Source organism: Enterobacter sp. TMH.L2 (genome assembly GCF_050847315.1).
Classification (GTDB): Bacteria; Pseudomonadota; Gammaproteobacteria; order Enterobacterales; family Enterobacteriaceae; genus Cedecea.
In genome coordinates this window covers 1,424,075-1,448,381 of the sequence record NZ_CP193791.1, presented here as the reverse complement: position 1 = coordinate 1,448,381, position 24,307 = coordinate 1,424,075, and the positions used below count along the sequence as shown (strand labels likewise).

Sequence of the window (24,307 nt, the reverse complement as noted above, 5' to 3'; positions counted from 1 at the left end):
CCGCATGAAAATGCGGGGCTTTTTTATGAGCTTAGTTTACGAGGCATCGCGTGTACTTCGCACTCGGGCAGCATAAACCGCCAGCGTCTGTTTAATCACATCCAGCGTGACCGGTTTAGACAAGCAGCTGTCCATACCGGATTCCAGACAGCGCTGCTTCTCTTCCGCCAGCGCGTTTGCCGTCACGCCGATGACCGGCAGCGTCAGCCCCAGTTGGCGAATGCGCTGCGTCAGGCGATAGCCGTCCATGTTCGGCATGTTGACGTCACTGAGTACGATATCAATATGATTTTTGCTGAGCACGTTCAGCGCATCGATCCCGTCATTCGCCGTTTTGCACTGATAGCCAAGCGATCCGAGCTGATCGGCCAGCAAGCGACGGTTGATCGGATGGTCATCCACCACCAGGATCATCATGTCATCGTTTCGCTCGCTTATCTCACTGGCCGCCGTCAGCGCCGGAGAACTGCCAGGCACATCCACAGTAATGCTGTAAATCCGCCCCAGCAGCGGCAGCAACTCGTGCGGCGCTGCGACGCTGTGCACCCAACGGCCAGGTTCAAATTCAACGGGAATACCGATATGGCGGCGGCAGAAGACAATTGCCGCCCGGCCGCCCCACGGCGCCACCAGATTATCATCGGTAATCAGAATATCGTCGCTGCCCGGCGTTTCACCCGACCAGGACTGCGCCTGTAGCCCGTTTTTGATCAGCAAAGATTCCAGGTAGCTACTGAGATAATCATTGCGAATAGCCAGCCAGCAGCGCTTGTCCGCCAGCCCTTCAACATTATTCTTCGGCGCAAACTGCGCTTTATACAGCGGGATACGCACCGTAAACTGGCTGCCCATTCCCGACTCGGTATCCACCGAAATATCGCCATCCATCATGCTGATTAGCTTTTCGCAAATCGCCAGCCCCAGCCCGGTTCCCTGGAAATTACGCTGCACGCCGGTCCCCACCTGGAAGAACGGGTCAAAAAGCCGGGTCACTTCTTTGGTCGGGATCCCTACCCCGGTGTCGCGCACCCGGAAGCTCAGGTAATCACCGTTGATAGAAACATGCAGGATAATACAGCCAATATCGGTGAACTTAATCGCATTACTCAGTAAGTTGGAGATAACCTGCTGCAAGCGCATAGGGTCACCCTGCAGCGTGAGCGGTACATCATCGTCGATAAAGCAGTACAGCCCCAGCTGCTTGCGAACCACCAGCGGCAGATAGTTGGCGGTAATGTGGCTCATCACCTCGCGCGGAGAAAACTCACGCGGCTCAATCTTCAACTGCTCTGACTCGATTTTCGAGAAGTCGAGAATATCGCTGATGATTTTCAGCAGCAGGCTGGATGAGTTGTTCATCGCCGTGACCAGCCTGTCCACGCCCTTCGGCAGTTCTTTGGTCTGCAGGAGATCCAGGTTACCGATGATGCCGTACAGCGGCGTACGCAGTTCATGGCTGACAGTGGCGAGGAACATAGATTTAGACTGGCTCGCCTGCTCCGAGGCCTGAGCCATCTCCTGCAGGGACTCCTCCATCTTCACGCGGGCGCTGACGTCAACCAACACGCAAATTGCCACGTTCTCATTGCGGTAGCGCGAATGCACAAAGCTGATCTGCAGATTGGTGTGGTTGCTGGTCATGACATCGACAAAGTTGACCTGCTGGCCACAAATAATCTGCGTCAGCCGCTGCCTGTCCTCGTGCGTCAGCATATTGAGGTAATTGTGCGCCAGTTCGTTACTCAGAATATTAGTGCCGTCCTGGGTGCGCAAAATACAGATACCCACGGGTGCAGATGCGACAATCTTCCGGTTGAACTGCTCGTGCTCCTCCAGCCGCTGGGCATCGCTCTCGGCCGGAATAAATATCCGGCGCTCATACATTCGCGCCAGGGTAAACAGCACAATGCCTACCAGGACGTTGAGTAAAACCGCATTGAGGATAAGCATTCTGATGCTTTCCAGCACCAAATCGACAGGCACAGAGTAAATCACGCTCAGCGAGGACGGCGGCAGGTTTTTCTTTAGTACCAGCGCCTTAAAGCCAGAGGTATAGCCGAACCAGGAGCGATCCTGAATCCAGCGACTTTCCGGTTCAATGCGCGATTCCGGGCCGGTCAGCGATATCAGCGGGTGCCCGTTTTCATCCAGGATAGTGACGCCAATAGGCAGCGTGCCCGGCGTCAGGAAGTTCTCCATACGCACCGTTTGCTCAATCCCCAGCAGCGCCTGGAGGCGGTTCGCCAGATAGACCGGCGTCAGCGTGTAGAAATAGCCAATGCCGGGGCGCGGCCCCTGCCCAATCCAGTAAATGCTGTTCGCCCGTTCATCCTGGGGCGCGGTACGATACTTCATGATGCGTTCATGCAGCGTTTTCAGCGCGTTTTCCCGTTCCAGCGGCATATCACGCAGCCCAAAATCTGCCATGCAGAGATTATCGCCGCCAATCAGGAACACCCGGTTGAGGTCGTACGCCGCGGAGAAGTTATCGCGCCAGTAGCGCAGGAACCAGGAGAGAGACTGCAGCGAGCTTCGCCAGGTCACGCTCACTGCCGAACAGTCAGAGTCCGGGAAAAGCGGCATAAACGTTGGCGCCTCGGTTTTATCCGCGCTTTGATCGAGCGGAGGAAGCACGCCATTGGGCGCCGTGAGACGGTTTTCAGCAATGTACTTCAGCTCTTTCACCACGTCCGAAGTGCGCTGGATGTAGCGCTGGGCCTGGTCAAAGCTGATGTTAAACTCCTGGCGAATCTCCGACTCTTTATCGTGCAGCGCGTTGACGATGTAAAACACGGAAAACAGCGCGATAAGCAGCCAGAGCAGAAGCGCCAGCGCCCTGAACAGGTAGCGCGAAATTTTAAGGGTGCTGCGAAAAGAGACGAAGTATTTCAAATTGGGCCTGAAAGTACGCGAGCGAGTGAACGAAGATGCGCTTAAGGTAGCCGCAAAACCTTTGTCCCGCAACGGCAAACAAAAAGGGCCGCCAAAGCGACCCTTTATTTACGACTATTCTGGATTATTCGTCCGCTTCGTCGGCAACATCATCATCGGTATCCGCTTCAGGCGCGATATCATCGTCCCCTTCCGCCACGCTACCGTCGATGCTGTCCAGCTCTTCGTCATCCACAGGTTCGGCGACGCGCTGCAGGCCCACAACGCTTTCGTCTTCCGCAGTACGGATGAGAATAACGCCCTGGGTGTTACGCCCGACCACGCTGACTTCAGACACGCGGGTACGCACCAGCGTACCGGCATCGGTGATCATCATGATCTGGTCGGTATCCTCCACCTGCACCGCCCCAACGACGCTGCCGTTACGTTCGGTGACTTTGATAGAGATAACGCCCTGCGTTGCACGAGACTTGGTTGGATACTCGCCCGCCGCGGTGCGTTTACCGTAACCATTCTGGGTAACGGTCAGAATCGCGCCGTCACCGCGAGGAATGATCAGAGACACCACTTTGTCGTCACCGGCAAGCTTGATCCCGCGAACGCCCGTTGCGGTACGGCCCATGGTACGAACGGCGTCTTCTTTGAAGCGCACCACTTTACCTGCCGCCGAGAACAGCATGGCTTCGTCGCTACCGTTAGTTAAATCAACGCCAATCAGCTCGTCACCCTCGTTAAGGTTAACGGCGATGATGCCCGCTGAACGCGGACGGCTGAAGTCGGTCAGCGCAGTTTTCTTCACGGTACCGCTTGCGGTCGCCATGAACACGTTGATGCCTTCTGCGTACTCGCGCACCGGCAGAATCGCGGTAATACGCTCGTCCTGCTCAAGCGGCAGCAGGTTCACAATTGGACGGCCACGCGCGCCACGGCTCGCTTCCGGCAGCTGATAAACCTTCATCCAGTACAGGCGACCACGGCTGGAGAACAGCAGGATCGTGTCGTGGGTGTTGGCCACCAGCAGGCGGTCAATGAAGTCTTCTTCTTTAATACGGGCGGCCGACTTGCCTTTGCCACCGCGGCGCTGCGCTTCATAATCGGTCAGCGGCTGATACTTCACATAGCCCTGGTGAGACAGGGTGACCACCACATCTTCCTGGTTGATCAGATCTTCAATGTTGATATCTGCGGTGTTGGCGGTGATCTCGGTGCGACGGTTGTCGCCGAACTGATCGCGCATCGCTTCCAGCTCTTCGCGAATCACTTCCATCAGGCGCTCTGCGCTGCCCAGGATGTGCAGTAATTCAGCGATCTGCTCCAGCAGTTCTTTATACTCGTCGAGCAGTTTTTCGTGCTCAAGGCCGGTCAGTTTCTGCAGACGCAGATCCAGAATCGCCTGAGCCTGCTGCTCGGTGAGGAAGTATTTACCGTCGCGGATGCCAAACTCTGGCTCCAGCCACTCAGGACGTGCGGCATCATCACCCGCACGCTCAAGCATTGCAGAAACGTTGCCCAGGTCCCAGGAACGGGCTACCAGGCTCGCTTTCGCTTCGGCAGCATTTGGCGAGTTACGGATAAGTTCAATGATCGGGTCGATATTCGCCAGGGCGATAGCCAACCCTTCAAGGATATGCGCGCGATCGCGGGCTTTGCGCAGTTCGAAGATGGTACGACGGGTCACCACTTCGCGGCGGTGGCGCACGAACGCAGACAGGATCTCTTTCAGGGTCATGATCTTCGGCTGACCATGGTGCAATGCCACCATGTTGATACCGAAGGAAACCTGCAGCTGAGTCTGGGAATACAGGTTATTGAGCACCACTTCGCCCACGGCGTCGCGTTTAATCTCAATAACAATACGCATACCGTCTTTATCAGACTCATCGCGCAGGGCGCTGATGCCTTCCACGCGTTTGTCTTTCACCAGCTCGGCGATTTTCTCGATCAGGCGAGCTTTGTTCACCTGATACGGAATTTCGTGAACGATAATGGTCTCGCGGCCGGTCTTCGCGTCCGCTTCTACTTCAGCACGGGCGCGAATATAAATTTTACCGCGGCCGGTGCGATACGCTTCTTCAATACCGCGGCGGCCGTTAATGATAGCGGCAGTCGGGAAATCCGGGCCTGGAATGTGTTCCATCAGCCCTTCAACGCTGATGTTCTCGTCTTCAATATAGGCGAGGCAGCCGTTGATCACTTCGGTAATGTTGTGCGGCGGAATGTTCGTCGCCATCCCGACTGCGATACCGGATGAACCGTTTACCAGCAGGTTAGGAATTTTGGTTGGCATGACGTCTGGAATTTTTTCGGTGCCGTCGTAGTTATCGACGAAATCAACCGTCTCTTTTTCCAGGTCTGCCATCAGCTCGTGGGCGATTTTCGACATACGGATTTCCGTATAACGCATCGCCGCGGCGGAGTCGCCGTCTACGGAACCGAAGTTACCCTGGCCGTCGACCAGCATGTAACGCAGGGAAAATGGCTGTGCCATACGGACGATGGTGTCATAAACCGCGGTATCACCATGAGGGTGATATTTACCGATAACGTCACCAACAACACGGGCGGATTTTTTGTATGCTTTGTTCCAGTCATTGCCCAATACGTTCATCGCGTAAAGCACGCGACGGTGTACCGGCTTAAGTCCATCGCGGACATCTGGCAGTGCGCGGCCGACAATAACCGACATCGCATAATCCAGATACGAGCTCTTTAGCTCTTCCTCAATGTTGACCGGCGTAATTTCTCTGGCAAGGTCGCTCATGTAACCGCTATCCCTCTACTGTTTTCCCGGATTCAAAGGTCGCAAATTATAACACATCCGGCCCTGTGTGGGGAAACCTCAACGCAATTGTCGGCGCTTTATTCACGCCGTTAGCCTGATATACTGCCAGCCTTAACATCTGCAAGGAGTCACCGCTGTAATGAATGCTGAAAACCAACCGGTTACGCAGAACGTCGACCACGAGGAAATCGCCAAATTTGAAGCTGTCGCTTCCCGCTGGTGGGATCTGGAAGGTGAATTTAAGCCGCTGCACCGCATCAACCCGCTGCGTTTGGGCTATATCAACCAGCGCGCCGGTGGGCTGTTCGGTAAAACCGTGCTCGACGTTGGCTGCGGCGGCGGTATTCTGGCGGAAAGCATGGCTCGTGAAGGTGCCAACGTCACCGGCCTGGATATGGGGTTTGAACCGCTGCAGGTGGCCCGCCTTCACGCACTGGAAAGCGGCGTTAAGGTGGACTATGTCCAGGAGACGGTCGAAGAACACGCGAGCAAACACGCCGGGCAGTACGACGTCGTAACCTGTATGGAAATGCTGGAGCACGTGCCTGACCCGCAATCGGTGGTTCACGCCTGCGCGCGTTTAGTCAAACCCGGCGGCCACGTCTTCTTCTCTACCATTAACCGCAACGGCAAAGCCTGGCTGATGGCCGTCGTCGGCGCTGAATATGTGATGCGCATGGTGCCGAAAGGCACGCACGATGTTAAAAAGTTTATCAAGCCCGCCGAACTCTTACGCTGGGTGGATGAAACCCCGCTGCGCGAGCGCCATATGACCGGATTACATTTCAACCCAATCACCAACGTATTCAAGCTAGGCCCAGGGGTAGATGTTAATTATATGCTGCATACTGAAGCATAAATCGGCATATCGTATAAGGATTGATTATCGATAATTGCGCCAGAACCGTTGCGCAATTATCGATGAAGTTTAAGAAATCAGCACCCGATCAAAATTTTCATTTTTTTTGCATCCCATTGACAATTCCCTCAAGCCTTATGTGACGTGGACTTACGAAAAAAGCGCTCCGCCGAACCTCATTTTATTGACGAAATCAATACTTGTACTGAACGGATTCCTTACTAGAATACTCACCATCTAGTGACCATTTTGTCACCCACCCCCTATATATAGTATTTATCCACAGAGTTAGTCACAGGCTGGCGGATGTGTATAAATCAGGGGAAAACTCATCTCACGGACAGGTAAAACTCACATGAATCAGAGTCTGCTGGTTACAAAACGCGATGGCAGCAAAGAGCGCATCAATCTGGATAAAATTCATCGGGTACTCGACTGGGCCGCTGAGGGTCTGAACAACGTCTCCGTTTCCCAGGTTGAACTGCGTTCCCATATCCAGTTTTACGACGGCATCAAGACCTCTGACATTCATGAAACCATCATCAAGGCCGCAGCTGACCTGATCTCCCGTGACGCACCGGATTATCAGTATCTCGCCGCTCGCCTGGCAATTTTCCACCTGCGTAAAAAAGCCTACGGTCAGTTTGAGCCGCCGAAGCTTTACGATCAGGTTGTGAAAATGGTTGAGATGGGTAAATACGATCGTCACCTGCTGGAAGACTACACGGAAGAAGAGTTCGAGCAGATGAACGATTTCATCGATCACTGGCGTGACATGAACTTCTCTTACGCGGCGGTGAAGCAGCTCGAAGGCAAATATCTCGTGCAGAACCGCGTTTCCGGTGAGATCTACGAAAGCGCGCAGTTCCTCTATATTCTGGTCGCCGCCTGCCTGTTCTCCGGCTACCCGCGTGAAACCCGCCTCAGCTACGTGAAACGTTTCTACGACGCGGTTTCCACCTTCAAGATTTCCCTGCCTACGCCAATCATGTCTGGCGTGCGCACCCCGACCCGTCAGTTCAGCTCCTGCGTACTGATCGAGTGCGGCGACAGCCTGGATTCCATCAACGCTACCTCCAGTGCGATCGTGAAATACGTTTCCCAGCGCGCAGGCATCGGTATCAACGCCGGCCGTATTCGTGCGCTGGGCAGCCCGATTCGCGGCGGTGAAGCGTTCCACACCGGCTGTATCCCGTTCTATAAGCACTTCCAGACGGCAGTGAAGTCCTGCTCCCAGGGCGGCGTGCGCGGCGGGGCTGCAACGCTGTTCTACCCGATGTGGCATCTGGAAGTGGAAAGCCTGCTGGTGCTAAAAAACAACCGTGGCGTGGAAGGTAACCGCGTGCGCCACATGGACTACGGCGTACAGATCAACAAGCTGATGTATACCCGCCTGCTGAAGGGCGAAGAGATCACCCTGTTCAGCCCCTCTGACGTGCCGGGACTGTATGACGCTTTCTTCGCCGATCAGGACGAGTTTGAGCGCCTGTACACCAAATACGAGAAAGACGACAGCATCCGTAAACAGCGCGTGAAAGCGGTGGAACTGTTCTCCCTGATGATGCAGGAACGCGCCTCCACCGGCCGTATCTACATCCAGAACGTTGACCACTGCAACACCCACAGCCCGTTCGATCCGGCGATTGCCCCAGTGCGCCAGTCCAACCTGTGCCTGGAAATCGCCCTGCCGACCAAACCGCTGGACGACGTCAACGACGAAAACGGCGAAATCGCCCTGTGTACGCTGTCTGCGTTCAACCTTGGCGTGATTGAAAGCCTGGACGATCTGGAAGAGATGGCAGTGCTGGCTGTGCGCGCACTGGACGCTCTGCTCGACTACCAGGATTACCCAATTCTGGCGGCAAAACGGGGCGCAATGGGCCGTCGTACCCTGGGTATCGGCGTGATTAACTTTGCCTATTATCTGGCGAAGCACGGCGTGCGTTACTCCGACGGCAGCGCAAATAACCTGACGCACAAGACTTTCGAAGCCATTCAGTACTACCTGCTGAAAGCGTCAAACGAACTGGCGAAAGAGCAAGGTGCCTGCCCGTGGTTCAACGAAACCACCTACGCAAAAGGCATTCTGCCAATCGACACCTACAAGAAAGACCTGGATGCTATCAGCAACGAACCGCTGCATCTGGACTGGGAAGGTCTGCGTGAGTCCATCCAAACTCACGGCCTGCGCAACTCCACGCTTTCTGCCCTGATGCCGTCTGAGACCTCATCGCAGATCTCCAACGCCACCAACGGCATCGAGCCACCGCGCGGCCACATCAGCATTAAAGCGTCGAAAGACGGGATCCTGCGCCAGGTTGTGCCGGATTATGAAGCGCTGAAAAACAACTACGAGCTGCTGTGGGAAATGCCGAGCAACGATGGCTATCTGCAGCTGGTTGGCCTGATGCAGAAGTTTATCGACCAGTCGATCTCTGCCAACACCAACTATGACCCAACGCGCTTCCCGTCAGGCAAAGTGCCAATGCAGCAGCTGCTGAAGGATCTGCTCACCGCCTATAAATTCGGCGTGAAGACCCTGTACTATCAAAACACCCGTGACGGCGCGGAAGACACTCAGGATGACCTGGCACCTTCCATCCAGGACGATGGCTGCGAAAGCGGCGCATGTAAGATTTAACGCTTAATCCCCTCTTACGAGGGGATTTTTCCGACGTATTACAGGATTTAACCTCATGGCTTACACTACTTTTTCACAGACGAAAAACGATCAGCTCGCCGAGCCTATGTTCTTTGGCCAGTCGGTTAACGTGGCGCGCTACGACCAGCAGAAATACGACATCTTCGAAAAGCTGATTGAAAAGCAGCTCTCCTTCTTCTGGCGCCCGGAAGAAGTGGACGTCTCCCGCGACCGCATCGACTTCCAGGCGCTGCCGGAGCATGAGAAACACATCTTCATCAGCAACCTGAAGTACCAGACGCTGCTGGACTCCATCCAGGGCCGCAGCCCGAACGTCGCGCTGTTGCCGCTGATCTCCATTCCAGAACTGGAAACGTGGGTTGAAACCTGGGCGTTTAGCGAGACCATTCACTCTCGTTCTTACACCCACATCATCCGCAACATCGTGAACGATCCGGCGATCGTCTTTGACGACATCGTCACCAACCAGGAAATCCTCAAGCGCGCCAAAGACATCTCTGGCTACTATGACGACCTGATTGAGATGACCAGCTACTGGCACCTGTTGGGCGAAGGCACACACAACGTGAACGGCAAAACCGTCACCGTGAACCTGCGTGCGCTGAAGCGTCAGTTGTACCTCTGCCTGATGAGCGTTAACGCCCTGGAAGCGATTCGCTTCTATGTGAGCTTTGCCTGTTCCTTCGCCTTCGCCGAGCGCGAGCTGATGGAAGGTAACGCCAAAATCATCAAGCTGATCGCCCGTGACGAAGCCCTGCACCTGACCGGCACCCAGCATATGCTGAACCTGATGCGCAGCGGTGAAGACGATCCGGAAATGGCGGAAATCGCCGTTGAATGCCGCCAGGAATGCTACGACCTGTTCGTGCTGGCCGCCCAGCAGGAAAAAGAGTGGGCAGACTACCTGTTCCGCGACGGCTCGATGATTGGCCTGAACAAAGACATCCTTTGCCAGTATGTGGAGTACATCACCAACATCCGCATGCAGGCCGTGGGCCTTGATCTGCCGTTCCAGACTCGCTCCAACCCGATTCCATGGATCAACGCATGGCTGGTGTCCGACAACGTCCAGGTTGCGCCGCAGGAAGTGGAAGTCAGCTCCTACCTGGTGGGCCAGATTGACTCGGAAGTCGATACCGACGATCTGAGCAACTTCCAGCTGTAAACAATGGGCCGCATTACGCTCAGCATTACCGGCGCGCAGTTGATGAGCGAAGAAGAACACCCTTCGCTACTGGCGGCGCTGGAGTCACACAAAGTCTGCGTAGAGTATCAGTGCCGGGAAGGCTATTGCGGTTCATGCCGCACTAAGCTGCTGGCGGGGGAAGTTCAGTGGCTGACCGAGCCGCTGGCGTTTATCCAGCCCGGTGAAATTCTCCCCTGCTGCTGCAAAGCACGGGGAGATATCGAACTCGAGATGTAGTGATGTAAAAAGGCCGCAAATGCGGCCTTTTTCATTAGCGATTACGGCTTATTAAGAAACCGTACGGCTTTGTCCGGGAAGTCGGTAAACAGCCCATCTACGCCCGCCTGGTTATACAGCACGTCGTACAGCTGATTCACATCGCTCACGTAGTCCGGCAACGCGTCCGCCCTCACCGTATAAGGATGCACGGTCAATTTGCTGGCGTGTGCTTCGGTCACCATGTCGGTGAGCTTCACGTTCCCTTTGGTTGACGCCTTCTCCACCAGCATATGGTAGTCCGGGCCAATGCCGTCGGCATACTCGGCAATCTGCTTCATCGCGCCCGGCTTAAACATCCAGTCGTAACTGTAGTTCACCCACTTGCCGTCCGGCTGTTTTTCCTGAGTCTCATTCCAGTCGGTATAGGCGATAAGCTGCACCAGATTAAGGTTCATGCCCATCTTCGGCTCAAGCTCGTTTTTAATGCGCTTCAGCTCGGCGGCGTCAAAGCACTGAAGATAGATCTTGTCCTGCTTGCCGGTGTAGCCGTACTGCTTCAGTACCTCAAGGGTTTTTGCCGCGATATCTTTGCCTTCCTGGTGGTGGAACCACGGCGCTTTTATCTCAGGATAGATACCGATGTTTTTCCCGGTGGAATGGTTCAGCCCCTGAACAAACTCGATCTCTTCTTCAAAGGTGTGCACCCGGAAGTCGGATTTGCCCATCGGGAAACGCCCCGGATAAGTTTGCACCTGCTTGCCGTTAACGATGTCGAAGCCCTCGGTGAACTTCAGGGACTTGATTTCCGCCAGCGTAAAGTCGATGGCGTAGTAGCGCCCGTCTTTGCGCGCCCGATCCGGGAAACGCTTCGCGACGTCGGTCACCCTGTCCAGATAGTGGTCATGCAGCACCACCAGCCTGTCGTCTTTGGTCATCACCAGGTCTTGCTCAAGGTAATCCGCACCCTGGGCATAGGCCATCGCTTTTGCCGGTAACGTATGCTCAGGCAGATAGCCGCTGGCGCCCCGGTGGGCAATCACGATTTTGTCCGTGGTCTGGGCGAAGACGCTGCTGGTCGCCACCAGCACCACGCCCGCCAGTAAAGATTTTGCCATCAGTTTCATGATGCACTCCTTAGCCGTTTTTCAGCATTTTTTCATCGTGGTGTTTGCGCTCGCCAATCATCACCACAATCAGCAACAGCACGGCCAAAATACTGCCGCCAATCATCACGATAAAGCCGCCGTCCCAGCCGAAGAAGTCCACGGTGTAGCCGACAATCGCGCTGGCCGCGACCGAGCCGCCCAGGTAACCAAACAGGCCGGTAAAGCCCGCTGCCGTCCCTGCCGCTTTCTTAGGTGCAAGCTCAAGCGCATGCAGACCAATCAGCATTACCGGGCCGTAAATCAGGAAGCCGATAACAATCATACAGGCCATATCCACGCCCGGATTACCCGGCGGGTTGAGCCAGTAAACCACGGTGGCAATCGTCACCAACACCATGAAGAACACGCCTGTCGCGCCGCGGTTACCTTTAAACACCTTGTCCGACATCCAGCCGCACAGCAGCGTGCCTGGAATACCCGCGTATTCATAAAGGAAGTAGGCCCACGAGGATTTATCCAGAGCGAAGTGTTTTACTTCTTTCAGGTAAGTTGGCGACCAGTCCAGGATGCCGTAACGCAGCAAATAGACAAACACGTTGGCAATGGCGATGTACCACAGCAGACGGTTCGGGAAGACGTACTTCATGAAGATCTGCTTAGCCGTCAGCTCTTCTTCCGCTTTCTCGCTGTAATCGTCCGGGTAGTCGTTTTTGTACTCTTCAATCGGCGGCAGGCCGCAGGATTGAGGCGTGTCGCGCATCAAGCCGAAGGCAATAATTGCCACAATAATGGCGGCGAAAGCGGGCATATACAGCGCCGCATGCCAGTCGTTAAACCACGCCATCCCCAGCAGGAACAGCAGCGGAGGAATACCGCCGCCGACGTTATGGGCGCAGTTCCAGACGGAAACAATGCCTCCACGCTCCTTCTGCGACCACCAGTGCACCATGGTGCGCCCGCACGGCGGCCATCCCATGCCCTGGAACCAGCCGCAGGCGAACAGCAGCACAAACATGACTGCGATGCTGGACGTTGCCCAGGGCACAAAGCCCATAAACAGCATCACGGCGGCGGCAAGAATCAGCCCAGCGGGTAGAAATACGCGCGGATTCGAGCGGTCAGAGACCGAGCCCATGATGAATTTCGAAAATCCGTAGGCGATCGAAATCCCTGAAAGAGCAAAACCGAGATCGCCTCGGGAGAAGCCCTGCTCCACCAGATACGGCATAGCAAGGGTAAAGTTTTTCCTTACCAGATAGTAAGCGGCATAACCGAAGAAGATACCCATGAAAATTTGCCAGCGCAGGCGGCGATAGGTCGGATCTATCTGCTCCTCTGGCAAACGCGTCTTATGCGCGGCGGGTTTGAAGATACTTAACATAGAGCCTCCGTGGCGTTGATGTTCAGCGGGAGCAAGCGGCTCCTGCCAAATGTTCTTTTGCGAGCGCATGGTAGTGATCTGGGCGCGTATTTACTGTGAAACATCGCACACAATGTTACATTTTTATTACAAAAAGGCGAAATGGTGCATATTCCCATTAATAATTTTCGTTTATTGCTCGAATTTGCTCGCAATCAAACATTCCACACTTTCTTTGTGGCTGAATAACGGTAATTAAAAAGAGGATAAAGGAGCGCCATGTGAGCAGAGAAACGGACGTGATAATCATCGGCGGAGGAGCGACCGGCGCCGGGATTGCGCGAGACTGTGCCCGCCGTGGGCTGAAAGTCCTGCTGCTTGAGCGTCACGACATCGCAACGGGTGCCACCGGCCGCAATCACGGCCTGCTTCACAGCGGCTCACGCTATGCGGTCACCGACGGGGAATCCGCCAAAGAGTGCATCGAAGAAAACCGCATTCTGCGGCGTATTGCCCGCCACTGTATCGAGCCCACGGATGGCCTGTTTATCACCCTGCCGGAAGATGATCTGGCGTTTCAAAGCGGGTTTATCGCCGCCTGCCACCGGGCCGGTATTCCCGCAGAAGCGTTGGATCCCCGAGAGGCATTGCGGCTGGAGCCGTCAGCCAACCCTTCGCTTCTCGGCGCGGTTCGTGTCCCGGATGGCACGGTCGATCCATTCCGCCTCACCGCCGCTAACATGCTTGATGCCAAAGAACACGGCGCAGAAGTGCTGACGGGCTGCGAGATCGTCGGGCTGATTCGTGAAGGCTCACGCGTTTGCGGCGTGCGCGTATTCAACCACCTTACCCGACAGGCAGGCGAGTTCCGGGCGCCAATGGTCGTGAATGCGGCAGGCATCTGGGGGCAACGCATCGCGGAATACGCCGATCTAAGCGTAAAAATGTTCCCGGCCAAAGGGGCGTTACTGATCCTCGGGCACCGCATCAACAACATGGTCATCAACCGCTGCCGTAAACCGGCAGACGCCGATATTCTGGTCCCCGGCGATACAATTTCGCTTATTGGCACCACCTCCACGCATATCGACTACGACCAAATCGACAACATGTGCGTCACACCGGATGAAGTGGACACGCTGATTCGTGAAGGGGAAAAGCTGGCTCCGGCGCTTGGCCGAACCCGTATTCTTCGGGCCTACGCTGGCGTCAGGCCTCTGGTTGCCAGCGACAACGATCCCACCGGGCGCAGCGTCAGCCGTGGAATTGTGCTGCTGGACCACGGGAAACGCGACGGCATGGACGGCTTCATCACCATTACCGGCGGCAAACTGATGACCTATCGTCTGATGGCGGAGTGGGCAACGGACCTGGTTTGCGAGCGTTTAGGGAATACCACGCCCTGCTCCACCGCCTCGGCGTCGCTGCCGGGCTCCGAACATACGGCAGAACAAACGCTGGGGAAAGTTATCTCCTTGCCACCGACAATTCGCGGTTCCGCCGTCTGGCGGCACGGCGACCGCGCCACGCGGCTGCTTAATAACAGCCGACTCAGCAACAGCCTGGTGTGCGAATGCGAAGCCGTCACCACCGGCGAAGTACGCTATGCCATTGATGCCCTCGGCGTAAAAAACCTGGGAGATTTGCGCCGCAGAACGCGCGTGGGCATGGGCACCTGCCAGGGCGAGCTGTGCGCCTGCCGGGCGGCCGGTCTCCTGCAACGCTTCCAGCTCACTACGCCTGCCCAATCGCTGGATCAACTCTCTCACTTCCTCAACGAACGCTGGAAGGGCGTTCGCCCTGTCGCCTGGGGAAATGCACTGAGAGAAAGCGAATTTACCGCCTGGATTTATCAGGGACTATGCGGTCTGGACAACGGAGAACAGGGATGAAATTTGACACGATTATCATCGGCAGCGGCCTGGCCGGGCTGACAGCCGGCATAAAGCTGGCGGAAAGCGGCCAGCGCTGCGCCATCGTCAGCCGCGGGCAAAGCGCGCTGCACTTCTCTTCTGGTTCGCTGGATTTGCTTTCAACGTTACCGGACGGCACGCCCGTTCACCAGCCAGAGACGGTGCTGGAAAACCTGGCGGAGCAAGCGCCTCAGCATCCTTACAGCCTGATGGGCAAAGAGCGGGTGCTGGCGCTCGCTGCAGAGAGTGAGCAACTGCTGGCCAGGGCTGGCATTCCGCTGGTGGGTCATCATGGCCAAAATCACCTCAGAATCACGCCGCTGGGCAAGCAAAGAGCCAGCTGGCTCAGCCCGCCGGAAGTGCCGCAGGCGCCGTTGCCCTGGCAAAAAGTGACGGTAATTAACATTGCTGGCTTCCTGGATTTTCAGGCAGAGCTGGTGGCGGGTTCACTGTCTGCCATCGGCTGTAACGCGCACGTCGCCGAGCTCACCCTGCCCGTACTGGATGTCTTACGTAACAACCCAAGCGAGTTTCGCGCCGTGAACATCGCCCGGGTGCTGGATCTGCCGGAAAATCTTCCGGCGCTGGTGGATGAACTCAGGCTGCTGCTGGGCAGCGGCGAGGCTATGATTCTGCCCGCTTGCCTGAACCTGGAAGCACGAACGGTAGCCGCCGTTGAGCAAGCCCTCGGCGTGCCGGTAAAACTCCTGCCAACGCTACCGCCTTCGGTGCTTGGGATGAGGCTACACAATGCGCTCCGCCGCCGTTTTCAGACCCTGGGCGGGCTTATTATGCCCGGAGATACCGTAACCGGCGCTCAGCTTGAACAAGGGCGTATCAATGCCCTGTTCACCAAAAATCATCGTGAAGTGCCGCTGCGGACCCGGCATGTCATCCTGGCCAGCGGCAGCTTTTTCAGCGGTGGGCTGGAGGCTACCCGGCAACATGTCATCGAGCCCATCTTCGGGCTGGACGTGAACATCGAGGCCGAGCGAGCCGCCTGGAGCAAAACAGATTTCTTTACGCCGCAGCCCTGGCTGCAATTTGGGCTAACCGTGAATAACCACTTCCAGCCGTTCCATCACGGGGAATACACCAAAAATCTCTACGCTATTGGCTCGGTGCTGGGGGGTTTTGATCCTATTCATCAGGGATGCGGAGCCGGCGTATCGATGCTCACGGCGCTCTGTGTGGCCAATCAAATCCTTGTTGCCGCGGAGGCTTGCCATGAACCTGCTTGATGAAACCAGCTTTGAAAGCTGTATTAAATGCACGGTCTGCACCACGGCTTGCCCGGTAAGCCGCGTTCGCCCGGAATATCCGGGGCCAAAACAGGCCGGGCCCGACGGAGAAAGGTTGCGCCTGAAAGATCCCTCCCTGTACGACGACGCGCTGAAGTACTGCACCAACTGCAAGCGCTGCGAAGTCTCCTGCCCGTCCGAAGTCAACATTGGCGATATCATCCAGCGGGCGCGGGCCAGATATGGCGAACATAAACCTTCGCTGCGCGATGCTGTTCTCAGTCATACTGATTTACTCGGTACGCTCTCCACGCCTTTTGCCCCGCTGATCAACGCCGCGACCGGTTTGAAGCCCGTACGCAAGCTGCTGGATAAAACCCTCAAAATTGATTCCCACCGCGAGTTGCCCAAATATTCCTTCGGCACATTTCGCCAGTGGTATCGGCGCCAGGCCGCGCACCAGGCCAGCTTCCCGCAGCAGGTTGCTTTCTTCCACGGCTGCTTCGTGAACTACAACCATCCGCAGCTCGGCAAAGACATGGTCAAAGTGCTTAACGCGATGGGCATCGGCGTCCAGCTGTTGCAAAGAGAAAAATGCTGCGGCGTGCCGCTTATTGCCAACGGCTTTATCGAAAAGGCAAAGAAACAGGCAAGGGTAAACGCCAGCTCGCTGGAAGAGGCCGTCATACAGCGCGGGCTGCCGGTCATTGCGACCTCGTCAACCTGTACCTTCACGCTGCGCGATGAATATCCGCATATTCTTGGTATCGACACGGCCCCGGTTCGCGAGCAGATTGAACTCGCCACGCGTTATATCTGGAAACTGCTGGAAGAGGATGGCAGAACGCTACCGTTAAAAAACACGCCGCTGCGTATCGCCTATCATACGCCTTGCCATATGGAGAAAATGGGCTGGACGCTCTATTCCATTGAGCTGCTGCGCCGCATTCCCGGCGTGGAACTGGTGATGCTGGACTCCCAGTGCTGCGGCATTGCCGGGACCTATGGGTTTAAAAAGGAAAATTACCCGACTTCCCAGCAAATTGGCGCCCCGCTGTTCCAGCAAATAGAAGAGAGTGGCGTAGACCTGGTGGTGACGGACTGCGAAACCTGTAAATGGCAGATAGAAATGTCGACCAGCAAACGCTGCGAGCACCCGATCACGCTACTTGCCCGGGCGCTCGCCTGAAGGTTAAAGGCTGGCTGACTCTACGACCTTAATCCAGCCGTGTTCGCTTTCCAGCGGCTGGCCGTTGAACCAGCGGCGCAGCACGTTCAGCGCCATCATGGCGCAAACTTCCTGGCGTATTGCCAGCGCGTGGCGGCTGGTGCCAAACTTCACGCCCAGGCCAAAAGTGCCGTCTGGCGTGGAGAGCGCAAAATTTATCTGCTGATCTTCTTCGCCAGAAATCACCAGGGCCAGATCGCTCTGTTGATTCAGGCGCCATTCTGCGCTGGATGCTAATGCCTGAGCCAATGTTTCAGGTGCCTGCGGTAAAACGCGGCTCGCCCGGAGCACGGCCTGCGCCCGGTTTAACTGCAGCGTCAGCAGGCCTCCGGTGAACTGTTCGCTCACGGCCAGAGTCAGGGAGCGTTCGCCCAGGCGGCGCGCTATTTGTGCGGGAAGCCCTTCAGTGCCCTCAAAAATCAGACTCTCACCTGCCACGCGGCGGACTTCCGGCCAGACGGCCTCCATCGCTTCACGCTGGCCGGCCGGGCCGGTAAGTTTAAGCTCAATGATCGGCATCGATGAGCGATAGCCCATCACCACGCCCTTCGGCAGCACCAGCGGCTCAAGCGATTGCGCCAGCTCGCTCTCTGAGCGTCCAAAAGTCGTTAAACGCAGGCATATCGGCGGTTCAGGGAGGGTAAAACGTTCACGCAGCCGGGGCATGATTTGTTTGTCCACCATAGCCTTAAACTCTGACGGTACGCCGGGAGTGAAAAACATCAGGCAGCGGTTTAAGGTCAATGCAAAGCCGCAGGCGGTGCCGACGGGATTGTCGATCATTTCACTGTTAGCCGGGATTAGCGCCTGCTTGCGGTTACTCGGCGCCATCACTCGCCCGCGCTCGGCAAAAAACTGCTCCATATAGGTTAACCATTCCGCGTGCTCGACCAGCTCAACGCCCGCCGCCGTCGCCGCCGCCAGCGCGCTTAAATCATCGCTGGTTGGTCCCAGGCCGCCGTTAACAATCAGCACATCCGCTTCGTGGCTGCGCTCTTTCAGCACGGCAACCAGGTCAGGCAGACTGTCGCCGACCGTATTGCGGCGCGACATGGGTAAACCCTGATGAAAGAAATAGTCGGCAAGCCAGGCCGCATTGGTATCGGTAATTTGCCCGTACAGCACTTCGTCGCCGGTGGACAGCATTTCTACTTTTAACATCTTTTACTCCGCAGCAGGGGAACGCCCCACTATAGCGCAGGCACCAAAGAACGGCAGACATAAAAAACGCGGCTAAAAGCCGCGCTTAGACTACTGACCAACCTCTGGGCATAGAAAAAAGGCCAAAGGATTCGTCAAAAAACGGAAAATCAATTCATTGATTTTCGGCTGATAACCGCAAAGAGGGAAAAACCACGCTTTTTTCCTCTTTGTCTGCAACATTAACGCGGCTAAAAGCCGCGTTAATGGATTAGAAGCTGGCGCTCACGCCCACATACGGACCGTCGGCCACGGTGTCGGTACGATCGCCGTCTTTGCCGCCAAGGCTAATATAGCGGTAACCCACTTGCGCTGAAAACGGACGCATAAAGTTCCAGCTTGCACCGGCGCTGGCCTCTTTGTAGTCCTTCACGCTGCTGGACAGAGAGTCCGGGGAATAGTAGTAATCGCCAAAAATGGCAATGTCAGAAGTGATTGGCCATCTCAAACCGCCACCCGCCGCAAGCGCATAACCTTCTTTGCGATCTTTTGCGTGCAGGTAAACGCCACGACCGCCTACGGTTGCCATCATCGGCCCCAGAGGAATATTAAAACCGAGGCCAAGGCCTACGGTATCACCGTTGTCGTCGTTATGCGCATAGTTACCGGTTACCGCGATGCCGCTACTTTCGGTGCCAAAACCCACGCCGAGGTTAGTGTATTCTTTGCCGACTTCAGCACTCACGCCAATTGCGCTGGCACCTGCGGAAACCAGCAGCAAACCCGCGCCGCCGGCTAAAAGTAATTTATTCATTCCTTGGTTCCTGAAAAAGAAAAAGGGCTGCCCTTAAAAATGCCATTGGATGGCGTGGCGCATTATCTTATTAACACGCTAGAAAATGCCAATATTTCCTTGATTGTAAGAAAATGAAAAGACGCCTTTTTGTGTGACAAGATCAATGCAGCCGGGTAGCGCGAAATGACACATTGAGCAGGTGAATAATAAACACAGTAAAAAAGTGGATTTAAATAAACGCTTTTTTACTGTGAAACCTGGCTCCCAAGGAGGCATTAATGAGCAAGAAAGGATTAACAACCGGCGCAGGCGCTCCCGTTGTAAACAACAACAACGTTGCTACCGCAGGCCCGCGAGGCCCGATGCTACTTCAAGACGTCTGGTTCCTTGAAAAACTCGCCCACTTTGACCGCGAAGTGATCCCTGAGCGCCGCATGCACGCTAAAGGCTCCGGCGCGTTTGGTCATTTCACCGTGACGCATGACATCACCCGCTACACCCGGGCAAAATTATTCTCAGAAGTCGGCAAAAAAACTGAGCTGTTCCTGCGCTTTTCCACCGTGGCCGGTGAGCGCGGCGCGGCGGATGCCGAACGAGATATTCGCGGCTTTTCCATGAAATTCTATACCGAGGAGGGCAACTGGGACCTGGTGGGCAACAACACGCCGGTGTTCTATCTCCGTGATCCGCTGAAATTCCCCGACCTGAACCACGTCGTCAAACGCGATCCACGCACCAACCTGCGTAACCCTACGTATAAATGGGATTTCTTCTCGCACCTGCCGGAAGCCCTTCATCAGTTGACCATTGATTTCAGCGACCGTGGCTTACCGCGCTCTTATCGTCACATTCACGGTTTTGGCAGCCATACCTTCAGCTTTATCAATAGCGACAATCAGCGTTTCTGGGTGAAGTTCCATCTCAAATCCCAGCAGGGTATTGAGAACCTGATGGATGATGAAGCCAGCCGCCTGATCGCAGAGGACCGCGAAAGCTCCCAGCGCGATCTGTACGAATCCATTGAGGCTGGTGATTTCCCTCGCTGGACGTTGTTCGTGCAAATTATGCCGGAAGCCGAAGCGTCACAAACGCCGTACAACCCGTTTGATCTGACCAAAGTCTGGCCACACGGCGACTATCCACTGATAGAAGTGGGCGTGCTGGAACTGAATCGCAACCCGGAAAACTACTTCTCTGACGTTGAACAGGTGGCGATGTCCCCGGCCAACGTCGTACCGGGCATTGGTTTCTCACCCGATCGCATGTTGCAGGGTCGCCTGTTCTCCTACGGTGACGCACACCGCTACCGCCTGGGCGTGAACCATCATCAAATTCCGGTGAACGCGCCAAAATGCCCGTTCCACAACTACCACCGCGACGGAGCCATGCGGGTGGACGGCAACAGCGGCAATGGCGCAACCTACGAGCCAAACAGCTTTAACGTTTTCCAGGAACAGCCAGATTTCAGCGAGCCGCCGTTGAGCCTGGAAGGCGCAGCCGACCACTGGAACCATCGCGAAGATAGCGACTACTTCAGCCAGCCGCGCGCACTGTATAACCTGCTGAGCGATGAAGAGCATCAGCGTATGTTTGTGCGCATTGCGGGTGAGATGAAAGACGTCCCGGAAAGCATTCAGAACCGTCAGATTTGCCTGTTCAGCCAGGTACATCCTGAATACGGTGCCGGGGTAGCGAATGCACTTCAGGCACTGAAGAACAATAAGTAATACCTTGCAGGGGTTATGCCCCTGCAGCCCACTCTTTCAGCCTGCGGCGGGAGATTTTAATCCCGCCCTGTTTTAACTCCTGCGGCAGCGCCAGCCAGCGCACAGGCCTCTGAAAACGTGGCAGTTTTCCGTCAAGCCAGGCGGCAATGTCGTTAAACTCACATCCGGAACTAATCTCAACCACGGCAACGGGCCGCTGGCCAAATTCAACGTCGTCCACCGGCACCACAAACACTTGCTGAACCGCTGGATGCGCGGCAATTACCCGCTCAACCTCTTCCGGCTGGATGCCCTCCCCGCCGCTGAAAAACTGGTTATCAAGACGCCCGACAATCGTCAGGCGGCCCGAATGCAAAACGCCCCTATCGCGGGTAGCAAACCAGCCCTGTTCATTCACCAGAGGAATAAGTTGCCCGTCCCGCCAGTAGCCGCTGGCCAGGCTATTCGCCTGTATCCACACTTCTTCATCGACGATTTTTACCTTCCGGCCTGGCAATGGAGCCCCCACATCTGGCTGACCATCGGCGCGTTTGGCGCAAACCGTAGAGGCCAGCTCGGTGAGCCCATAACCACACCAGCAACGCACCCCACGCGCCTCCGCCTGCTGCGTCAGTTCAACGGGGATGGCTGCCCCGCCAAGGAGCACTTCACGCAACGCCAGAGGTTCCTGTTTTTCCAGCAGCCGCCAAAGCTGTGTGGGCACTAAGGAAGCGTGGGTACAGCCATGCAACGCCTCGTTTATCGATTGCGCGCTTGATATCGCCAACTGGCCGCCGGCATACAGCCAGCGCCAGAGGATCCCCTGCCCGGAAACGTGAAACAGCGGTAAAGATAAAAGCCAGCTATCGTCGGGGCCGTAATGCATCATCGCCAGGACACCCGCTGCGCTGGCAAGGTGGGCCGAGAATGTATGCACCGCTGCTTTGGGTAACCCGGTTGAACCAGAAGTCAGCGTCATGGAAGCCAGACGCATCGGCTGCCAGCTTTCGTGCCAGGCAAGTGCACTAGTCAGCGATAATGGAACCACATCCGGCAGAGGTTCGCTGTCGGTCAAAGTTAACCCGTAGCTCAGCGTCATCGACGGTAAAAGCTGCGCCAGCAAACTATCAGGCAACTGAGGATTTAACGGCAGAATGCGCGCCCCACACTGCCATAACGCCAGCCAGGCAAGCAGCGTTTGCGGGCCATTTTTCGCTTTAAGCGCAACGCCATCGCCTTCTTTTACTCCTTGCTGGCGAAAACCTCCCGCCAGCGTATCCACGCGCTGGCACAGCGTTTGCCAGGTTAATAGTTCATCGTCGAGACGGAGCGCAACACTTGTGCTCCTGGCATCGGCCCAGTGACGCCACGGCCAGTCGGGAAAGATCATCGAATACGCTCGAGTCCGTCCACGGTAACACACGGCAGAGGGCTGCCGGGCCAGCTGCGCTCAAGCTGAGACTGCATCAGGGATAAAGTATCCAGCCCAGGCAGGGTTCCCGGCGTGAGCCAGGCGGCGATGCGGGCCAGTTGAGTCAAACCGAGGCTGGACTCAATGGAGGAACTGATCACCGCTTTCAGCCCCAGACAATGTGCCGCCGCAACCTGCTCACGCACTTTGTTCAGGCTACCGGTAAGCGTCGGTTTAATCACCACTGCTGAAACGCCCGGCTCAGCGCTGAAAGTAAAATCAGCCTCCCGCAGGCTTTCGTCCCAGGCAATTGCAATTCCCGTATCCCGGCTGAACTCTCGGGACTGCTCGCGGGTTTTGCACGGCTCTTCAATAAAATCGATGCGCGAGCGATGATCCGGGTTGACGTATTTAGCGAACTGCTGCGCTTTGAGCGGGGTCCAGCTGCGGTTAGCATCCAGACGCAGACGAAGTTCAGGCACGGCTTCAAGCAATAAATTAACCACCATGCCATCGCGAACGGCCTCGTACAGCCCCACTTTCACCTTCGCGATTTTTTCGCCCGACATTTCTGCCAGTGCCAGGATCAGCTCGTCGGGGTCGCCGGTGCACAGCGGGGCGGGGCGGTAGTCAGCGGCCTGTGGCAGCGTACCTTCTGCCTCAGCCAGCGCACAACTCAAGCCAAAAGCGACCGACGGCAACTCGGGTAACGGAGTCGATTCATCTGCCAGCCATTGTTCAAGCCAGCGGTCAACCTGCGCCTGAGCCTCCGCGAGTGTTTCCTGGCTAAATCCCGGCAGAGGGGAAATTTCGCCCCATCCGCTGCGTTCGCCCACTGTCAGGCGCACCAGAAGCCCATCTCTAAATTTGAGACGCTGGTCGCGAAGCACTACGCCAGCCTCCATCGGGATTTGAAAGCGCCACAGCGCCGCGCTGCGCATCACGGATTCCGTTTAAATTTGCTGAAGTCCGGCTGACGCTTCTGGTTAAACGCGTTGCGCCCTTCCTGGCCTTCTTCGGTCATGTAGAACAGCATCGTGGCGTTCCCGGCCAGTTCTTGCAGCCCCGCCTGACCGTCGCAGTCAGCATTCAGCGCCGCTTTCAGGCAACGCAGCGCCATCGGACTGTTCTGCAGCATTTCACGGCACCAGCGCACGGTCTCTTTTTCCAGATCGGCAATCGGTACAACGGTATTCACCAGGCCCATATCCAGCGCTTCTTTCGCATCGTACTGGCGGCACAGGAACCAAATTTCGCGAGCTTTTTTCTGGCCGACAATACGCGCCATGTAGGAAGCGCCCCAGCCGCCGTCGAAAGAACCAACTTTCGGGCCAGTCTGGCCAAACACGGCGTTTTCCGCCGCGATAGTCAGGTCGCACATCATGTGCAGCACATGGCCGCCGCCGATGGAGAAACCCGCCACCATCGCCACAACTGGCTTAGGGCAGGTGCGAATTTGGCGCTGGAAGTCGAGCACGTTCAGGTGATGTACGCCGCTTGCGTCCTGGTAGCCGCCGTAGTCACCACGCACTTTTTGGTCACCGCCCGCACAGAAGGCTTTTTCTCCTTCGCCGGTCAGAATAATGGTGCCAATGTTGTCGTCATAGCGCGCATCGGCCAGGGCATTGATCATCTCTTTGACGGTCAGCGGACGAAACGCATTACGCACTTCCGGGCGGTTGATGGTGATTTTGGCGATACCGTCGCTGGATTTGTGGTAGCGAATATCGGTGTAACCTTCGGAGCAATCCAGCCATTCAATCGGGGCATAAAGCATTTGTTCATCAGGATAAATCATGAAAGATC

Annotated in this window: 17 protein-coding genes; 8 read left to right on the top strand and 9 right to left on the bottom strand. The window is 56.1% G+C overall.

Annotated features, from left to right (window positions below):
• Positions 1 to 36: 36 nt before the first annotated feature.
• A complete protein-coding gene (rcsC, locus tag ACREYP_RS06950; protein ID WP_008459848.1) occupies positions 37 to 2,892 on the bottom strand; it encodes a two-component system sensor histidine kinase RcsC in 2,856 nt (951 codons plus the stop codon).
• 124 nt (positions 2,893 to 3,016) lie between these two features.
• On the bottom strand, positions 3,017 to 5,653 hold the full coding sequence (gyrA, locus tag ACREYP_RS06945) for a DNA topoisomerase (ATP-hydrolyzing) subunit A (protein WP_336819236.1): 2,637 nt from the start codon (positions 5,651 to 5,653) through the stop codon (positions 3,017 to 3,019).
• 160 nt (positions 5,654 to 5,813) lie between these two features.
• Here gyrA and ubiG point away from each other — a divergent pair, with 160 nt between their 5' ends.
• From ubiG to yfaE, 4 genes are all read left to right on the top strand, one after another.
• Positions 5,814 to 6,533 carry a bifunctional 2-polyprenyl-6-hydroxyphenol methylase/3-demethylubiquinol 3-O-methyltransferase UbiG gene (gene ubiG, locus ACREYP_RS06940; protein ID WP_166872251.1) on the top strand — a complete coding sequence of 240 codons (720 nt, stop codon included), beginning with the start codon at positions 5,814 to 5,816 and terminating at the stop codon, positions 6,531 to 6,533.
• Positions 6,534 to 6,888: 355 nt separating this feature from the next.
• Positions 6,889 to 9,174, top strand: a complete 2,286-nt coding sequence (nrdA, locus tag ACREYP_RS06935) for a class 1a ribonucleoside-diphosphate reductase subunit alpha (protein ID WP_336819237.1) — start codon at positions 6,889 to 6,891, stop codon at positions 9,172 to 9,174.
• Positions 9,175 to 9,229: 55 nt separating this feature from the next.
• On the top strand, positions 9,230 to 10,360 hold the full coding sequence (gene nrdB, locus ACREYP_RS06930) for a class Ia ribonucleoside-diphosphate reductase subunit beta (protein ID WP_008459840.1): 1,131 nt from the start codon (positions 9,230 to 9,232) through the stop codon (positions 10,358 to 10,360).
• 3 nt (positions 10,361 to 10,363) lie between these two features.
• On the top strand, positions 10,364 to 10,618 hold the full coding sequence (yfaE, locus tag ACREYP_RS06925; RefSeq protein ID WP_008459838.1) for a class I ribonucleotide reductase maintenance protein YfaE: 255 nt from the start codon (positions 10,364 to 10,366) through the stop codon (positions 10,616 to 10,618).
• A gap of 41 nt (positions 10,619 to 10,659) precedes the next feature.
• Here yfaE and glpQ read toward each other — a convergent pair whose 3' ends face one another.
• Both glpQ and glpT read right to left on the bottom strand, forming a co-directional pair.
• The gene (gene glpQ / locus ACREYP_RS06920; RefSeq protein ID WP_498881204.1) at positions 10,660 to 11,724 is read right to left on the bottom strand and encodes a glycerophosphoryl diester phosphodiesterase; all 1,065 of its coding nucleotides are present in this window, start codon (positions 11,722 to 11,724) and stop codon (positions 10,660 to 10,662) included.
• Between the two features lie 10 nt (positions 11,725 to 11,734).
• Positions 11,735 to 13,087, bottom strand: coding sequence for a glycerol-3-phosphate transporter (gene glpT / locus ACREYP_RS06915; RefSeq protein WP_166990981.1), 1,353 nt, complete (start codon positions 13,085 to 13,087; stop codon positions 11,735 to 11,737).
• A 260-nt stretch (positions 13,088 to 13,347) separates the two neighbouring features.
• Between glpT and glpA the strand changes: the two genes are divergently transcribed.
• From glpA to glpC, 3 genes are read left to right on the top strand one after another with little or no spacing between them, the layout of a single operon-like run.
• Positions 13,348 to 14,958, top strand: a complete 1,611-nt coding sequence (gene glpA / locus ACREYP_RS06910) for an anaerobic glycerol-3-phosphate dehydrogenase subunit A (RefSeq protein ID WP_008459832.1) — start codon at positions 13,348 to 13,350, stop codon at positions 14,956 to 14,958.
• A complete protein-coding gene (glpB, locus tag ACREYP_RS06905; protein ID WP_008459829.1) occupies positions 14,955 to 16,220 on the top strand; it encodes a glycerol-3-phosphate dehydrogenase subunit GlpB in 1,266 nt (421 codons plus the stop codon). The genes glpA and glpB overlap by 4 nt, the downstream gene beginning before the upstream one ends.
• Positions 16,207 to 17,409, top strand: coding sequence for an anaerobic glycerol-3-phosphate dehydrogenase subunit GlpC (gene glpC / locus ACREYP_RS06900; RefSeq protein ID WP_336819238.1), 1,203 nt, complete (start codon positions 16,207 to 16,209; stop codon positions 17,407 to 17,409). Before glpB ends, glpC begins: the two co-directional genes overlap by 14 nt.
• 3 nt (positions 17,410 to 17,412) lie before the next feature.
• Here the strand turns inward: glpC and ACREYP_RS06895 are convergent, their stop codons facing one another.
• On the bottom strand, positions 17,413 to 18,609 hold the full coding sequence (locus ACREYP_RS06895; RefSeq protein WP_336819239.1) for a nicotinamide mononucleotide deamidase-related protein YfaY: 1,197 nt from the start codon (positions 18,607 to 18,609) through the stop codon (positions 17,413 to 17,415).
• Positions 18,610 to 18,859: 250 nt separating this feature from the next.
• Positions 18,860 to 19,402: a YfaZ family outer membrane protein gene (locus tag ACREYP_RS06890; protein WP_008459823.1), complete on the bottom strand. Its 543-nt coding sequence runs from the start codon at positions 19,400 to 19,402 to the stop codon at positions 18,860 to 18,862.
• A 260-nt stretch (positions 19,403 to 19,662) separates the two neighbouring features.
• Here ACREYP_RS06890 and katA point away from each other — a divergent pair, with 260 nt between their 5' ends.
• Complete coding sequence (gene katA / locus ACREYP_RS06885) at positions 19,663 to 21,111, top strand: catalase KatA (RefSeq protein ID WP_008459821.1); 1,449 nt, start codon at positions 19,663 to 19,665, stop codon at positions 21,109 to 21,111.
• 13 nt (positions 21,112 to 21,124) lie between these two features.
• Here katA and menE read toward each other — a convergent pair whose 3' ends face one another.
• The 3 genes from menE to menB are packed head-to-tail and all read right to left on the bottom strand — an operon-like array spanning position 21,125 to position 24,299.
• Entirely contained in the window at positions 21,125 to 22,480 is a 1,356-nt protein-coding gene (menE, locus tag ACREYP_RS06880; RefSeq protein WP_336819240.1) for an o-succinylbenzoate--CoA ligase, read from the bottom strand.
• The gene (gene menC / locus ACREYP_RS06875; RefSeq protein ID WP_336819241.1) at positions 22,477 to 23,442 is read right to left on the bottom strand and encodes an o-succinylbenzoate synthase; all 966 of its coding nucleotides are present in this window, start codon (positions 23,440 to 23,442) and stop codon (positions 22,477 to 22,479) included. Before menC ends, menE begins: the two co-directional genes overlap by 4 nt.
• Complete coding sequence (gene menB, locus ACREYP_RS06870) at positions 23,442 to 24,299, bottom strand: 1,4-dihydroxy-2-naphthoyl-CoA synthase (protein ID WP_008459804.1); 858 nt, start codon at positions 24,297 to 24,299, stop codon at positions 23,442 to 23,444. The genes menC and menB overlap by 1 nt, the downstream gene beginning before the upstream one ends.
• Between the last annotated feature and the right edge of the window lie 8 nt (positions 24,300 to 24,307).

Bases quoted from the DNA above. Each gene is read 5' to 3' on its own strand.
- gyrA (WP_336819236.1), bottom strand. From the start codon at position 5,653: ATGAGCGACCTTGCCAGAGAAATTACGCCGGTCAACATTGAGGAAGAG.
- ubiG (WP_166872251.1), top strand. From the start codon at position 5,814: ATGAATGCTGAAAACCAACCGGTTACGCAGAACGTCGACCACGAGGAA.
- nrdA (WP_336819237.1), top strand. From the start codon at position 6,889: ATGAATCAGAGTCTGCTGGTTACAAAACGCGATGGCAGCAAAGAGCGC.
- nrdB (WP_008459840.1), top strand. From the start codon at position 9,230: ATGGCTTACACTACTTTTTCACAGACGAAAAACGATCAGCTCGCCGAG.
- yfaE (WP_008459838.1), top strand. From the start codon at position 10,364: ATGGGCCGCATTACGCTCAGCATTACCGGCGCGCAGTTGATGAGCGAA.
- glpQ (WP_498881204.1), bottom strand. From the start codon at position 11,724: ATGAAACTGATGGCAAAATCTTTACTGGCGGGCGTGGTGCTGGTGGCG.
- glpT (WP_166990981.1), bottom strand. From the start codon at position 13,087: ATGTTAAGTATCTTCAAACCCGCCGCGCATAAGACGCGTTTGCCAGAG.
- glpB (WP_008459829.1), top strand. From the start codon at position 14,955: ATGAAATTTGACACGATTATCATCGGCAGCGGCCTGGCCGGGCTGACA.
- glpC (WP_336819238.1), top strand. From the start codon at position 16,207: ATGAACCTGCTTGATGAAACCAGCTTTGAAAGCTGTATTAAATGCACG.
- ACREYP_RS06895 (WP_336819239.1), bottom strand. From the start codon at position 18,609: ATGTTAAAAGTAGAAATGCTGTCCACCGGCGACGAAGTGCTGTACGGG.
- ACREYP_RS06890 (WP_008459823.1), bottom strand. From the start codon at position 19,402: ATGAATAAATTACTTTTAGCCGGCGGCGCGGGTTTGCTGCTGGTTTCC.
- katA (WP_008459821.1), top strand. From the start codon at position 19,663: ATGAGCAAGAAAGGATTAACAACCGGCGCAGGCGCTCCCGTTGTAAAC.
- menE (WP_336819240.1), bottom strand. From the start codon at position 22,480: ATGATCTTTCCCGACTGGCCGTGGCGTCACTGGGCCGATGCCAGGAGC.
- menC (WP_336819241.1), bottom strand. From the start codon at position 23,442: ATGCGCAGCGCGGCGCTGTGGCGCTTTCAAATCCCGATGGAGGCTGGC.
- menB (WP_008459804.1), bottom strand. From the start codon at position 24,299: ATGATTTATCCTGATGAACAAATGCTTTATGCCCCGATTGAATGGCTG.